15 protein-coding genes are annotated in these 14008 nt (G+C 73.4%); 7 read left to right on the top strand and 8 right to left on the bottom strand.

Translation table 11 applies throughout. From position 1 onward, the window contains the following. Nucleotides 1-29 precede the first annotated feature (29 nt). A complete protein-coding gene (locus AOK22_RS03190; protein WP_055696987.1) occupies nucleotides 30-437 on the top strand; it encodes a CoA-binding protein in 408 nt (135 codons plus the stop codon). On the opposite strand, the gene AOK22_RS03195 is transcribed toward AOK22_RS03190, so the two are convergent. Next, nucleotides 438-827, bottom strand: a complete 390-nt coding sequence (locus AOK22_RS03195; RefSeq protein WP_055696988.1) for a VOC family protein — start codon at nucleotides 825-827, stop codon at nucleotides 438-440. Between the two features lie 187 nt (nucleotides 828-1014). Between AOK22_RS03195 and AOK22_RS03200 the strand changes: the two genes are divergently transcribed. Continuing rightward, nucleotides 1015-1902, top strand: coding sequence for a LysR family transcriptional regulator (locus AOK22_RS03200; protein WP_055696989.1), 888 nt, complete (start codon nucleotides 1015-1017; stop codon nucleotides 1900-1902). A 51-nt stretch (nucleotides 1903-1953) separates the two neighbouring features. Here AOK22_RS03200 and AOK22_RS03205 read toward each other — a convergent pair whose 3' ends face one another. Further along, entirely contained in the window at nucleotides 1954-3015 is a 1062-nt protein-coding gene (locus AOK22_RS03205) for a PucR family transcriptional regulator (protein ID WP_055697016.1), read from the bottom strand. Nucleotides 3016-3204: 189 nt separating this feature from the next. Here AOK22_RS03205 and AOK22_RS03210 point away from each other — a divergent pair, with 189 nt between their 5' ends. After that, nucleotides 3205-3645, top strand: a complete 441-nt coding sequence (locus tag AOK22_RS03210; protein WP_055696990.1) for a nitroreductase family deazaflavin-dependent oxidoreductase — start codon at nucleotides 3205-3207, stop codon at nucleotides 3643-3645. Between the two features lie 76 nt (nucleotides 3646-3721). Here AOK22_RS03210 and AOK22_RS03215 read toward each other — a convergent pair whose 3' ends face one another. The 3 genes from AOK22_RS03215 to AOK22_RS03225 form a co-directional block, all read right to left on the bottom strand. Next, nucleotides 3722-4774: an LLM class flavin-dependent oxidoreductase gene (locus tag AOK22_RS03215; RefSeq protein WP_055696991.1), complete on the bottom strand. Its 1053-nt coding sequence runs from the start codon at nucleotides 4772-4774 to the stop codon at nucleotides 3722-3724. Next, nucleotides 4774-5310, bottom strand: coding sequence for an SRPBCC family protein (locus tag AOK22_RS03220; protein WP_055696992.1), 537 nt, complete (start codon nucleotides 5308-5310; stop codon nucleotides 4774-4776). The genes AOK22_RS03215 and AOK22_RS03220 overlap by 1 nt, the downstream gene beginning before the upstream one ends. A 123-nt stretch (nucleotides 5311-5433) precedes the next feature. Next, a complete protein-coding gene (locus AOK22_RS03225) occupies nucleotides 5434-5931 on the bottom strand; it encodes a winged helix-turn-helix transcriptional regulator (RefSeq protein WP_055696993.1) in 498 nt (165 codons plus the stop codon). 250 nt (nucleotides 5932-6181) lie between these two features. Here AOK22_RS03225 and AOK22_RS03230 point away from each other — a divergent pair, with 250 nt between their 5' ends. The 3 genes from AOK22_RS03230 (at nucleotide 6182) to AOK22_RS03240 (ending at nucleotide 9689) form a co-directional block, all read left to right on the top strand. After that, a complete protein-coding gene (locus AOK22_RS03230) occupies nucleotides 6182-7051 on the top strand; it encodes an AAA family ATPase (RefSeq protein WP_055696994.1) in 870 nt (289 codons plus the stop codon). A gap of 35 nt (nucleotides 7052-7086) precedes the next feature. After that, the gene (locus AOK22_RS03235; protein ID WP_079036298.1) at nucleotides 7087-8619 is read left to right on the top strand and encodes a vWA domain-containing protein; all 1533 of its coding nucleotides are present in this window, start codon (nucleotides 7087-7089) and stop codon (nucleotides 8617-8619) included. Nucleotides 8620-8774: 155 nt separating this feature from the next. Then, a complete protein-coding gene (locus AOK22_RS03240; RefSeq protein WP_157872165.1) occupies nucleotides 8775-9689 on the top strand; it encodes a glycoside hydrolase family 16 protein in 915 nt (304 codons plus the stop codon). Between the two features lie 20 nt (nucleotides 9690-9709). On the opposite strand, the gene AOK22_RS03245 is transcribed toward AOK22_RS03240, so the two are convergent. Further along, nucleotides 9710-10621 (bottom strand): SGNH/GDSL hydrolase family protein, encoded by a 912-nt coding sequence (locus AOK22_RS03245; protein WP_055696996.1) that lies wholly within the window; start codon nucleotides 10619-10621, stop codon nucleotides 9710-9712. A 106-nt stretch (nucleotides 10622-10727) separates the two neighbouring features. Here AOK22_RS03245 and AOK22_RS03250 point away from each other — a divergent pair, with 106 nt between their 5' ends. Further along, on the top strand, nucleotides 10728-11993 hold the full coding sequence (locus AOK22_RS03250) for a PucR family transcriptional regulator (RefSeq protein ID WP_055696997.1): 1266 nt from the start codon (nucleotides 10728-10730) through the stop codon (nucleotides 11991-11993). A gap of 10 nt (nucleotides 11994-12003) precedes the next feature. Here AOK22_RS03250 and AOK22_RS03255 read toward each other — a convergent pair whose 3' ends face one another. Then, the gene (locus AOK22_RS03255) at nucleotides 12004-12663 is read right to left on the bottom strand and encodes a response regulator transcription factor (RefSeq protein ID WP_055696998.1); all 660 of its coding nucleotides are present in this window, start codon (nucleotides 12661-12663) and stop codon (nucleotides 12004-12006) included. Beyond that, the gene (locus tag AOK22_RS03260; RefSeq protein WP_055696999.1) at nucleotides 12648-13907 is read right to left on the bottom strand and encodes a sensor histidine kinase; all 1260 of its coding nucleotides are present in this window, start codon (nucleotides 13905-13907) and stop codon (nucleotides 12648-12650) included. The genes AOK22_RS03255 and AOK22_RS03260 overlap by 16 nt, the downstream gene beginning before the upstream one ends. Nucleotides 13908-14008 lie beyond the last annotated feature (101 nt).

Consider the following 14008-nt stretch of genomic DNA (forward strand, 5'->3'; position numbering starts at 1 on the left):
CCTCGGCCGCGACCATGAGGAGGCAGGCCATGTACGGCGACCAGGAGACGGTGCGCAGGATCCTGACGGAGCTCGGCGACACCTGGGCCGTCGTCGGCCTGTCCAACAACCGCGACCGGGCGGCGTACGGTGTCGCGGCCGTGCTGCAGCGCTTCGGCAAGCGCGTGGTGCCGGTCCACCCCAAGGCCGAGACGGTCCACGGCGAGCAGGGATACCCGTCCCTGTCCGCCGTGCCGTTCCAGATCGACGTGGTGGACGTGTTCGTCAACAGCGCGCTGGCGGGCCAGGTGGCCGACGAGGCCGTGGCCGCCGGCGCGCAGGCGGTGTGGTTCCAGCTCGACGTGATCGACGAGGCCGCGTACGACAGGACCCGCGCGGCGGGACTGGAGATGGTGATGAACCGCTGCCCCGCCATCGAGATCCCGCGCCTCGGCTAGTCACGCCTCCTTCGGGTACCAGCGCAGCTCCACGGTGTTGCCGTCCGGGTCCCGCACGTAGAGGGAGAGGGCGACGCCCCGCGCGCCGAAGCGCTTGCCGGGGCCGTCCACCACCGTGAAGACACCGGAGTCGATGACCTCCTGCCAGTCGAGGGGCTCGACGACCAGGCAGATGTGGTCGACGTTCGAGCCCTCCGGCTGCCCGTCGGAGGGCTTGACCAGGTCGATGATCGTCGTGGGGCTGACCCGCACGGACGGGAAGGGGACCTCGCCGGCCCGCCACTCGTCCACCCGGACCGGTTCGAGACCCAGCGGACCGGTGTAGAAGGCGAGCGAGCGCTCGACGTCGGCGACGTTGAGGACGAGGTGGTCGAAGGCGATCACGCGCATGAGGGTCTCCGTGGGTCGGGGCGCCGGCGGCGCCTGCCGTGGTGCGGCGGATGGGCGGACCTCATCGGTCCGGTCCGGCGGGCCGCCGACTCCCGTGGCCCGCCGTGGACTTCAGCATCTCCGAGCGGGCATCCATCGGTCCAACACATGCTTGTCATCGATATCCATCGCGATCCACGATGGATCAATGGATCTCCAGCAGATGCGCTACGTCCTCGCGGTCGCCGAGACCGCGAGCTTCACCCGTGCCGCCGAGCGGTGTCACGTCGTCCAGTCGGCCCTCAGCCACCAGGTGGCCCGCCTGGAGAAGGAGCTGGGCGCCCGGCTCTTCGAGCGGACCAGCCGGCGGGTGCGGCTGACCACCGCGGGTGAGGCGTTCCTGCCCGCCGCGCGCCAGTCCCTGGAGGCGGCCGAGCGGGCCCGCGCGGAGGTCGCGGCGGCCACCGGCGAGATACGGGGCAAGCTGGTCGTCGGCTCCATCCCGACCGTGGCGGCGGTCGATCTGCCCGCGGTGCTGCGGGACTACCGCCGGCGCTATCCCCAGGTGCGGATCAGTCTGCGCACGGGCTCCAGCGAGCGGCTCATCGAGCAGGTCCGCGACGGCGGCCTGGACGCGGCGTTCCTGGGCGTGCCGCCGGGGTTCCGGGCGCAGGGCGTCCACGACCACCAGCTCGCGCACGGGCGGCACGTCGCCGTGGTCGCCCCGGGGCACCCGCTCGCCGACCGGGCCGAAGTGGACCTCAGCGACCTCGCCGACGAGGTGTTCGTGGACTTCGCCGACGGCAGCGCCGCCCGCGCCCAGTCGGACGAGGCGTTCGCGGCAGCCGGCCTGCGGCGGGAGGTCGCCTTCGAGGTGTCCGGCGTCGAGCTCATGGCCCGGATGGTCCGCACGGGCCTGGGCATCGCCCTGCTGCCCGGGGCGTTCGCGGACGGGCTGCACGAGGTGCGGACGGTGCCGGTCGCGGGCGGTCCGGTACGGGTGGAGCGTCTGATCTGGAGCCGGTTCACGCCGTCTCCCGCGGCGTCCGCCTTTCTCGCCCTGCTGGGGGTCGGGACGCGGGAGCCCGACGCGTAGCCGCGGTGGTCGCGGGCTCACGGGCTCATGCACGGAAGGGCGCGTCCGGTCTCAGAACGGCCTCTCGGGCCAGCCGAGCAGCCGCGCGCCGATCACCGCCGTCTGCAGGGTGTAGCGGTGCACCGGGTCTGCAGGGTTGGCGCCGGTCAGCTGGTGGATGCGGTCCAGGCGGTACGTCAGGGCGCGCACGCTCAGCGCCAGGCGGCGGGCCGCCTCCGCCGCCACACAGCCGGAGTCGAAGAACGCGATCAGCGTCTCGATGAGCGGCCGCGCCCCGCCGCGGGCCTTCTGCAGCGGCCCGAGGGTGTCGAGGACCAGGTCGGCCATGGCCTGCCGGTCGCGGGTCAGGACCGGGTAGACGAGCAGTTCGACGGCGCGCAGCACCGGCTCGTCCAGTTCGAGGCGCTCGGCGAGATCCAGCGCGTTCAGCGCCTCTTCGTACGACTGGACGACACCGCCGGGTCCCGGCCGGGGACGGCCGATGGCGACGCGGCCCCCGTCGGTGGCGGCGTACGCGTGTTTGGCGAAGAAGGCGAGCACCTCGTCCTGGTCACCGGGGGCGACGCACACCAGGCGGCCCTCCTTCGTCGTGAGCAGGATGCTGCGGTCGCCGAACCGGCCGATCAGGGCCCGCTCGACCTCGCGGGGTACGGGGTCCCCGTCCTCGTATCCGCCCGTGCCCTCGGCGACGGCGACCGCGTGCTCGTAGGAGAGGCGCAGCCCGAAGCGGTCCGCGCGTTCGACGAGGCGGCCGAGGTCGCTGCGGCCGTGGAGCAGGTCGTCGATGAACTCCCGGCGAGCGGCCTCCTCCTGGCGCACGGCCAGGCGCTGGGCACGTTCGTAGCCCTCGGCGAGGGCGTCGACGGCCTGCTCGGCGGCGTACATCACGCTGTCCGCGGAGACGGCACGTGAGGTGGGCCAGTGGGCGCGGGTCGCGGCCAGATGGGCGCCCACCAGAGCCCGCAGCCCGTACCCCGCCTCGGCGGCCCGCTCACCCAGCGCGCGTCGCGAGTCCAGCTCGTCGCGGGTCAGCCGCCGACCGGTCGCCGCGGCTCCGGCCAGGATGTGGGCATAGCCGTCGAGAAACTCCTCGGGTATGCCGTGCGCCGCCATGTCCCCCCTGATGTCGTGGTGGACCACAGCCACCTCGGTGAAACCTTGATGCCTTTCTAACGCATGAGGGGTCGACGGCGCCCCGCCGGGTCCGACATTTCGGGGCATGGCCAGGGGGGCCGGTACGCGACGTCGCCGTGGCCCACGAGGTCGAGGAACATTCCACTCCCCTCCGCCGTTGAAGGGGGTATGCCTTTGACTGGTGAATACGAGCCCGGTACTTGGGGCTGGTCGAACAAGCAGACCGACCTGTACGAGAGCTCGGGCGGCACCGACGGGACGACCCTCCAGGGCAAGCCCGTCATCGTGCTCACGTCGGTCGGCGCCAAGAGCGGCAAGCTGCGCAAGAACCCCCTGATGCGCGTCGAGCACGACGGGGAGTACGCGGTGGTCGCGTCCAAGGGCGGCGACCCGGCCAACCCGTCCTGGTACCACAACCTCGTCGCCCACCCTCATGTGGAGCTGCAGGACGGCCCCGTGAAGAAGGACTACCGCGCGCGGATCGCCACCGGCGAGGAGCGGGAGATCTGGTGGGAGCGAGCCGTGGCCGCCTGGCCCGACTACGCCGAGTACGAGAAGAAGACAGCCCGGGAGATCCCCCTCTTCGTGCTGACGCCGTTCGAGCCCTGATCGGCTCTTTCTGCGGGCCTGTCCCACCCGGCACCCGGGAGGGCAGGCCCACAGGTTCGACAGGCCGGGACGCGGCTCACCCAGTCGCCGTCTCGCGCACGAGCTCGATCGCGCGCCCCAGCGTGGCGAGCCGCGCGTCCAGCGTGTCGCCCGCCGGATACAGACGCACCGTGTCCACACCGGCCGCGCGCCAGACCCGCAGCCGCGCGCGGACCATCTCCTCGGTGCCGATCAGCGTGGTCGCGAGGACCATCTCGTCCGTGACGAGGCCGGCCGCGCCGTCGCGGTCGCCCGCCTGCCACCGCTCGCGGACCTCGGCGGCGACCTCGGCCCAGCCCTGCCTGCTGTAGGCGTCGTTGTAGAAGTTGGTCGTGGCGGAGCCCATCCCGCCGAGGCTGAAGGCGAGTTCCTTCTTGCGCCCGGCGACCATCGTGCGCAGCACGTCCTCGTCCTCCGCGAACGCCACCTCCGCGCCCTGGCAGACATCCAGGTCGGCGCGGCTGCGCCCGGCCGCGGCGAGCCCTTCGTCCAGAGGCGCGAAGTACGCCTCCTCGGCGCCTTCGGGCACGAAGCTCGTGCCGAGCCAGCCGTCCGCGATCTCACCCGTCAGACGCAGCATCTTCGGGGAGAGCGTGGCGAGGTAGACGGGCAGGTCGTGCTCGGGGCGCAGGGACAGGCGCATCGGGCGGGCCTCGCCGCCGGGCAGCGGAATGGTGAACTCCCGCCCCTCGTGGGCGATCTTCTCGCCGGCGGCCGCGCTCCGTACGATCTCCACCGTCTCCCGCATCCGGGAGAGCGGACGCGCGAACGGCACGCCGTGCAGCCCCTCGATCACCTGCGGCCCGGACGGTCCGAGGCCCAACAGGAAGCGGCCCTCGGAGATGTGCGAGAGCGTGAGCGCCGCGCGGGCGATGGCGACCGGGCTGCGGGTGGCGAGCTGGATGATGCCCGAGCCGAGGAGCATCCGCTCGGTGCGGGCCGCCAAGTAGCCGAGCGGGGACGGCGCTTCGGCACCCCAGGCCTCGGCCACCCAGCAGATGTCCATGCCCAGCTTCTCGGCCTCGGACACGAAGTCGGCGGTCTGCCGCCAGTCCGCCCCGGACGCCTCGATCGTCGTCGACGTACGCATCAGGCGCGCACCTCGTCCGCGGTCGCCGTGCCCTCGGCCAGGCGCCGGATCGCGTCGACCGTGGCGGTCATGCTCCGCTCGAACTCCCGCAGCCGTACGAACACGATCCTCTCCTCCTTGTCCGGCATCCGGTCGATGGCGTAGGAGAGTCCCGAACGGCCGGGGCCCAGCCGCATCCACTGCGTCAGTTCGGTGCCGCCGTCCTCCCGCGCCGCGAGAGTGAACCGCCACAGGGCGCTGGGCTGTTCGGGGTCGGTCACCGCCCACGCGAAGACGCGCGGCGCCTCGCACGCGACGACGTACGACGTGGTCTCCCACTCCCCCAGCGACTCGTGCCTGCTGCGGCCGGCGAACCGTGCGCCGACCGCGGGCCCGCTCGCGCCGTCGAGCCACCCCGCCGACTGCAGCTCCCCGCTCAGCACCGGCATCAGGCCGATGTCGGAGACCAGCTCCCACACCCGCTCCGGCGACGCGGCGATCCGCCCGCTCACCTCGACCGTCGGCCCGTCCGCATAGCGGGCACCCGTCCACTCCATCGTCGACCGTCCTCCACATCGTCCAAGGGCTCGGAAGTCGTCTCTGAGCTTGAGAGTTGCGTAGATGAACTCACTCGTCAAGAGTCGACGACCGGACAGGTGCACACCGTGGTCCGGGTGGGCTCAGCGGTTGAACCGCGCCTGCACGTCGGGACGTTCGGCGAGCCGGGGCGGGTAGCCGGGGCCCATGCGCGGGGTCGTGTTCGCGGCCGTCATCGGCTCCTTGCACGCGGCGCACACGACCTCGGCGTGGCTCTCCCGACCGCAGCGGTCGTGGTGGAACACGACGGGCGCGCCCTCCTCGCCGCCCAGCCACCGGTCGCCCCACCTGTTCATGGCCGCGAGGACCCCGAAGAAGTCGCGGCCCTTCTCCGTGAGGACGTAGTCGTGGCGCACCGGATCGCGCTGGTAGGGCCGCTTCTCCAGGAGGCCCTCGTCGACGAGGCGGCGCAGCCGGTCGGTGAGCGTGTTGCGGGCGATGCCGAGCTCCTGCTGGAACACGTCGAACCGCGTGATGCCGTAGAACGCCTCCCGCAGGACGAGGGGCGTCCACCAGTCGCCGAGCAGGTCCATCGTGCGGGCGATGGAGCACGGCCAGTTCGCAAAGGAAGTCCGCCTCATGGCGCCAGCATACGAACCGGCCCCCGGGCCCCAGAAGGCCTCACCCGCACAGGGCCCGGTAGGCCCGACCCGGGCGGGCACCGGAGGGTCTCACCATGAGACCCAGCAGTGAGGAGCCGTACCGGAGGGACGTGACGTTCGACGCAAACGGCGCCGACCCGTTGTGGCCGGGTGCCCGGACCTGATCGGGTACGGAGGACCGGGCACCGGGCGGGGCACCGGTCGGGCCGACGAAGCAGGAGAACTCCCCATGACGACCGGGTACTTCACATCCGTCGACGATGTCGCGGCCCGGCTGGCCGCGACCGGCTATCTGGCCTCGCCCGCCGTCGCCACGACCGTCTTCCTCGCCGACCGGCTCGGCAAGCCCCTGCTGGTGGAGGGCCCCGCGGGCGTCGGCAAGACGGAGCTGGCGAAGGCCGTCGCCGAGGTCGCGGGCGCGCGGCTGGTGCGGCTGCAGTGCTACGAGGGCGTCGACGAGTCCCGCGCGCTGTACGAGTGGAACCACGCCAAGCAGCTCCTGCGCATCACCGCGGGGCGCGACGAGTCGTGGGACGAGACGCGGACCGACATCTTCAGCGAGGAGTTCCTGCTCTCGCGCCCGCTGCTCGGCGCGATCCGGGGCGCCGACCCGAAGGTCCTGCTGATCGACGAGACGGACAAGGCGGACGTCGAGGTGGAGGGCCTGCTCCTGGAGGTCCTGAGCGACTTCCAGGTCACGGTCCCCGAGCTGGGCACGATCAGCGCCGAGCGGCGCCCCTTCGTCGTGCTCACGTCGAACGCGAGCCGGGAGCTGTCCGAGGCGCTGCGCCGCCGCTGCCTCTTCCTGCACATCGGCTTCCCCGAGGAGGAGCTGGAGCGCCGGATCGTGCGCATGAAGGTGCCCGGCCTGGACGAGGCGCTGGCCGCGTCCGTGGTGCGGGTGGTCGGGGCGCTGCGGGCGATGGACCTGCGCAAGGTGCCGTCGGTGGCCGAGACCATCGACTGGGCCCGCACGCTGCTCGCGCTCGGCGCGGACGCGCTGGACGAGACCGTCGTGCGCGACAGCCTCGGTGTCGTCCTCAAGCACCAGGACGACGTGCTGAAGGCCGCCGCCAAGCTGGACCTGGACGCCGTGTGACGGCGGCACCCGGCCCCGGGGGCCCGCCCGGATCCATGGCCGAGGAGCTGCCGGGGCCCGGGGCCGCGCCCCCGCCCGGATCCCCGGCCGCGAGCCCGCCCGGCCCGGCAGCAGCCGCGAGCCTGCCGGGATCCACCGTCGCCGGCCTACCCGGCTCCTCCTCCGGTGGCTTCGCCGGCGGGCTCACCGGTCGACTCACCGGGCTGGTCGCGGCGCTGCGCGCGCACGGTCTGCGCATCGGGCCCGGCGAGACCGTCGACGCGGCCGCCGCCCTGGAGGCGCTCGGCGTCGCCGACCGCGAGCGGGTCAGGGAAGGCCTCGCCGCGGCGCTGCTCCACCAGGAGAGCCAACGGACGGTCTTCGACCCCGTCTTCGATCTGTACTTCCCGCTGGGCGTCGGCGGACCGGACGGCGCCGACGGACGCGATCGCGAGAGCGGCAGCGAGGCCGACCGTCAGGCGCTGCGCGAGCGTCTGGTCGCCGCGCTCGCCGCCGACGACCAGGCCCTGCTGGGCCAGTTGGCGGGCGAGGCGGTGGACGGTTTCGGCGGCTACGGCTCGTCCTCGGCCGGCTCCGACGGCTGGTCGTCCTACCAGACCCTGAGCCGGCTCCGGCCCGAGACGCTGCTCGCGCGCGTCCTCGCCGCCCTGCGCGCGGGGCCGGCCGGGCAGGACACCGGGGAGGCGGCGTTCACGGACCGTCTGGAGGCCGACGAGATCCGGCGCCGCATCGAGGGGTTCCGCGAGCGCGTGCGCACCGAGGCACGCCGCCGGGTCGCCGAGCGGCGCGGCACGGAGGAGATCGCCCGTCGGGCCGTGGCGACCACCGCCGAACGCGTCGACTTCCTGCTGGCGGGCCGCGCCCACCTGGACGAACTCCGCAGGGCCGTGCACCCGCTGGCCCGCAAGCTGGCGACCCGGCTCGCCGCCCGGCGCAGGCGCGCCGCGCACGGCAGCATCGACCTGCGCCGCACGCTGCGCGGCTCGCTGTCGACCGGCGGGGTGCCGATGCGGCCCGTGCTGCGCCGCCGGCGTCCCGCCCGGCCCGAGCTGGTGCTGCTGTGCGACGTGTCCGGCTCCGTCGCGGGCTTCGCGAACTTCACGATGCTGCTGGTGCAGGCGCTGCACGACCAGTTCAGCAAGGTCCGCGTGTTCGCTTTCGTCAACCGGATCGACGAGGTGACGGACCTGGTCGCCCACGGCGCCGCCGACCCGGCGGGCCTCGGTGGCCGGATCATCGGCGAGGCCACGGTGACGGGCTGGCACGGCAGCAGCGACTACGGCACCTCCCTCGGGGAGTTCGCCGAGCGGTACCTCGACGCGGTGGGCCCGCGTTCCACGGTCTTCGTCCTCGGTGACGCCCGGACGAACATGAGCGACCCGAACCTCCCCGCGCTGCGCGCCATCGCGGGCCGGGCCCGCCAGGTGTACTGGCTCAACCCCGAGCAGCGCGCGCAGTGGTCGACGGGCGACTCCGCAGCCGACGCGTACGCCGAGCTGGTCGATATGCACGAGTGCCGCAACGCACGCCAGCTCAGCGGGCTCGTCGCGCGGCTGCTGCCGATCTGAGACACCGCGCCTCTCCCTCAACACCGCCTCCTGCCACACCTCTTGACGCTTCCTCACCTCAGCCTCACCATGGCGCGTCGAGAAAGCGTTTTCTACCCGGCATCCGAGGAATGGCCCCTCGCCCGCCGGGAGCGGCCCGACCGAGAGGTGACGCCATGCGAGACCACCGCGCCGTCGTCCGTTCCCGCCGTCGCGCGGCCGCCGGGCTGCTGCTCGGCGCCTGCGCGCTCGCGGCTGCCGTTCCGGCGGCGGCCGCACCCACCGGAGCCTCCGGTGGCCCACCTCCGGCCTCACTGATCGACCCCGCGACACCGCGGGGAGTCCAGCCTCTGGGTGCGGACGACGCCCGCGCCGCGAGCGCCCAAGCTCTGGTGTTCAGCGACGAGTTCGACGGCTCCACGGTGAGCACGGCGCGCTGGACCGCCCGCGACCAGGAGCGTTCCGGTGCCGCGCCCGGCGACCGCTGGTGGTACAAGCCGGCCGATGTCCGCACGGACGGCAAGGGCGCCCTCGCCATCGACGTACGGCAGCTCGCCCCGAACCAGTTCTCCGGCGGCCGGATCGACAGCCAGGGCAAGTTCACCTACACGCACGGCACACTGGAGGCACGCGTGCACACCCCGGCGCGGACCAACGGACATCTCGCGGCGGTCTGGCTGCAGGCCGACGCGGGGCTCACACCGGGCGGCGCGGTCGACGGCACGGCGCGCGACGGCGCCGAGATCGACGTCACCGAGACCAACTTCCAGGCCGACACGTACTCGGCGACCCTCCACTGGGACGGTTACGGCGCCGACCACCGGTCCTCGTCCGCGGTCGCGAACGCACCCGGCCTGCACGGCACTTGGTACCACACGTTCGGGCTGACCTGGACGCCGACGCGGATGCAGTTCCTGTACGACGGCGCCGTCGTGCGCACGGTCACCGACCCCGGCCTGATCAGCCAGGTCAAGGAGTTCCCGATCCTGTCGCACGAGGTGCTCGACAACTGGGCCGACGGGTCGGTGCACGACGAGGTCTTCGACTGGAACTCCACGATGTACGTCGACTACATCCGCGTCTGGCAGTAGCGGTCGCCGCCCCGGCGCGGTCAGCTCCCCCGGATGGCCTCCAGCGCGATGCGCGCCATGTTCCGCGAACCGCTCGCGTTCGGATGGACCGGTGCCGCCGGCAGGAGGGGCACCGGCCCCTCGACCCATCGCTTCGTCGGGTCCACCTGGCACATGTCGTGTCCCGGCACGGACAGGTCCACGTACCGGGCGCCGCCCGCCGTCGCCCGGGCGGCGATCATCGCGTGCAGCTTGCGCTGGACACCGCGCAGCCAGGGCACATCGCCCTTGGCCAGAGGGATGTACGGGTAGCAGCCGTCGCCCCGCGCGGGCAGCAGCGCCGGGTAGCCGAGGACGTACACGTCGGCCTCGGGCGCGCGCCGGTGGATGCCGCGCAGGACGGCCGCGAGCCTGGGGGCGGTGGCGTTGATGGCCTCGACGAAGGGGTCCTTGCCGTCCTTGACCATCGCGTCCTTGCACGGCGAGCCGTCCGGGTCGCCTACGCTGAGCCTGAAGCAGTCCATCAGTTTGCCGAACCCGATGTCGTTGCCGCCGATCTCCAGGGTGACCAGCGTGGTGTTCTTGCGCAGCGAGTCGAACTGCGGCGGGTTGGGCCCGCCGGGCGTGACGTCCTGCGGCGCGGTCATGTCCTTGGTCTGCGCGCCGCCGCAGCTGGCGTCCGTGAAGGAGGCGGGACGCAGACGCTGTGCGATCACCGATGGATAGTTGTTGTTCGAGCGGAAACAGCCGAGCGGCGAGCCCGGCTGCGGCAGCCCGGTCAGAGGGGACGAGGTGAACGAGTCGCCGAGCGCCACATACCTCTCGTGGCCGGGACCGGTGGCCGTGGCGGGTGCGGCACCGGGCAGCAGCAGCCCGGTGACCGCGCAGCCGGCCGCCACGGCGACGGCGGCTCTGCGGGGCGAACGGAACGTTCGGCGTGCGGAGTTGACCATGACTCCTCCGTGGCGTCGGGGGCGGCACCGCCCTGGTGACACCGCCATGGTCGGTGTCTCATGCCACTCGCGTGTTCATGATGAACTCCAGAGTTGGAGCACCCGCATGGGGACGGATTCCGAACCGCCGGGTACCGCGGGTCCTCCGGCGCCCCGCATCGGCGGCACGCCCGTCGACGGCCTGCTCACCGCCGCGCTGCCACGGCTCACCCGGCTCATGGTCGCGGCCTTCACCGCCGAGGTGCCCGCCTACGCCGCGCTGCCCCGCGAGGAGCTGGCCGGAGACGTGACGCGTGTGTGCGAGCACGGCATCCGGGTCGTCGCCCGCGCCCTGCGGCACGGCCCGGGTCTGGCCGACCCGGGCGAACTCCTGCCTCTCGTACGCTCCGCCGCCCGCCGCGCCGAGGAGGGCGTACCGCTGTCGGCGGTGCTCTGCGCGTACCACCTGGGCTGGCAGCTCGGCCTGGACGAGCTGCTGGCCGGGGCCGGGCCCGGGGATCTGGCGGCGGTGGCCGCGACGCAGCGGGTCGCCCTGACCCAGCTGCGGCTGGCCACCCGCGCCGTCACCGACGCCTATCTCGACGCGCGCGAGGCGCTCCACGGGTACGAACAGGCCGCCCGGCACGACCTGTTGACCGCCCTGCTCGACGGGCGGGACGCCACCGAGGCCGCGGCGCGCGCCGGACTGCGGCCCGCTCCCGCGTACGTCGTCCTCGCGCTGGCCTTCGCCGACCACCCCGACGAGGCGCTGCCGGGAACGGGCGGCGCGGTCGCCGCGCGCCGCAAGGTCCGCCGCGCCCGGTCCGAGGTCGACCACGACGCGCGCGGTGGCGCCCTGCACGCGCTCGGTCCGCACGGCGGCCGGGTGCTGCTGCCCTCCGACGACGCCGGCCGCGCGCTGGGAGAGGACTGGGGGCGGCTCGTCGCGCTGGTCGCCCGGCTCGCGGACCGCACGGGCGCCGCGGTCCTCGCCGGGGCGGCGTCCGCCGTGCCCGCCGGTGTCCCCGCTGCCGTCGCCGAGTCGGAGGAGGTGCTCCGGGTGGCGCGGACCTTCGGACGGCCGCCCGGCGCCTATCGGGTGGTGGACGTCCTGCTGGACTACCAGCTGACCCGGCCCGGCGCGGGCCGCGACCGGCTCGCGGCGCTCCTCGCCCCGCTGGAGCGGCAGCCCGCGCTCCTGGAGACGCTGCGCGCGTACGCGGACAGCGGCTTCCGGCGCCGGGCGACGGCGGAGGCCCTGCACATCCATCCCAATACGGTCGACTACCGGCTGCGCCGCGTCACCGTACTCACCGGTCTCGACCCGACGCTGCCAGCGGAACTGCCGCGCCTGCGGGCCGCGTTGGCGGCGCACCGCTGGGGCACCACCTGACGCATTGTCATCAGGCGTCGTCCTGGGTGTCGTTCAGATAGGTGAGGACGGCCAGGACCCGACGGTTGCTGTCGTCGTCATCGGTGATGCCGAGCTTGCCGAACATCGAGGTCGTGTGCTTGCCGATGGCGCTGTCGCTGAGGAACAGCCGGCGGCCGATGGCGTGGTTGGAGAGCCCCTCGGCCATGAGGGCGAGCACGGAGTGCTCGCGTTCGGTGAGCTTCTCCAGCCGCCGGTTGGAGAAGCCGCTGGAGAGCAGCTTGCCGATGACGGCCGGGTCCATGGCGGTGCCGCCGCCCGCGACGCGTTGCAGGGCGTCGATGAACTGATCGGCGTCGAACACGCTGTCCTTGAGGAGATAGCCGACGCCTCCGGAGCCGTCCGACAGGAGTTCGCGGGCGTAGAGCTGCTCCACGTACTGGGAGAGGATCAGGACCGGCAGGCCGGGAATCTCGCGGCGGGCGGCGAGGGCCGCCCGCAGGCCCTCGTCCTTCTGGCTCGGCGGCATGCGGACGTCGACGACGGCGACGTCCGGCCGGTGGGCCAGCAGGGCGTCGAGGGTCTCGGGCCCGGTGGTCGCCGTCGCCACCACCTCGTGCCCGAACGCCTCGATGAGGCGGACCATGCCGTCGCGCAGGAGGTAGAGGTCTTCGGCTACAACGATTCGCATCGGACCATCATCCTCGCGCTGGTCGGGCCGCCCACGGGGCTGGTGATCTCCAGGGCGCCGTCGAAGACCGCGAGGCGTCGGCGCAGGCCCGCGAGTCCGCCGTCGGCCCGCACCTCGGCGCCGCCCCGGCCGTCGTCCTCGACGTCGACGACGATGCCGATGTCGTCCCGGGCCAGCGCGATCCGCACCCGGGTCGCGTGGGCGTGCTTGGCCGCGTTGGTCAGCAGCTCCGCGATCCCGAAGTACACGGCGGACTCGATCGGCGGGTCCAGGCTCAGCGGCGCCGCTGCGGTGACCGTCACGTCCAGCGGGCTGTCCAGGGCGAGGGCGCGCACCGCGTCGACGAGCCCTCGGTCGTTCAGGACCGGCGGGTTGATGCCCCTCACCAGGTCGCGCAGTTCGCTCAGGGAGGTGGCGGCGCCCGCCCGTGCCTGCCGCATCAGGGCCCTGGCCTGCTCCGGGTCGGTCTCCATCAGCTTCTCCGCGGTCGCCAGCGAGAGCCCGAGGCCGACCAGGCGGGCCTGGGCCCCGTCGTGCAGGTCGCGTTCGATCCGGCGGATCTCGGCGGCCTGCGCGACCGTCGTGTCCGCGCGCTGGGCCGTGAGCTCGTCCACCCGCTCGGCGAGCAGCATCGCGGGCGACGGGCGCAGGAAGCGCACGGCCACCGGCTCGGCGACCCGCCAGGCGTAGGGCGCCAGGGCGACGGCGGCGAGCAGGCCGAGTCCGCCGAGGAGACGCGCGACGGGCTCGGGCCCGGTGAGAGCGACGACCGCCGCCGCGAGCCCGGCCGGCGGGAGTGCCGCGACCGCGCCCGCGGTCCACGGCGCGACAGCCGTGAAGCGTACGTCGCGCCAGGTGGCGGGATCGCTCCAGCGGAGACGCCACCGCTGGTCCATGAGGGCGTCGCGACGGGTGCGCTCGTAGCCGAAGCCGTTCCACCAGTGGCCGGTGGACAGCTGGGTGACCGGTCCGGGCCGCCGGTACCCGGCGGGGAGCACGGTGCCGGTCCACCGCGCGACGAGGGCGCGGAACATCCGGCAGACCGGCCGGGCCAGGGCGAGGGTGCCGACGCCGACCAGCACGACCGGCGCCACCCACGACCACGGGTTGCCCGCTCCCCACCACATCCCCAGCGCGACGGCACCGGCCCACACGGCCGGCACCAGCATGCTGACGACCGCCACGGCGCACGCCCGCGCGAACCCCACGCAGACCCCCGCCATCCACGACGTCACCTGTCGCATGACCTTGCTCTCCTTCGCATCCCACGGCCCGGAGTCCCCACTGTGCACCCGGAGGAGCCCGGTCCCGCGGGAATCGACGCCGAGGTGGGTCCAGCCACACC

The organism is Streptomyces silaceus (genome assembly GCF_001419745.1).
GTDB classification, from domain to species: domain Bacteria; phylum Actinomycetota; class Actinomycetes; order Streptomycetales; family Streptomycetaceae; genus Streptomyces; species Streptomyces silaceus.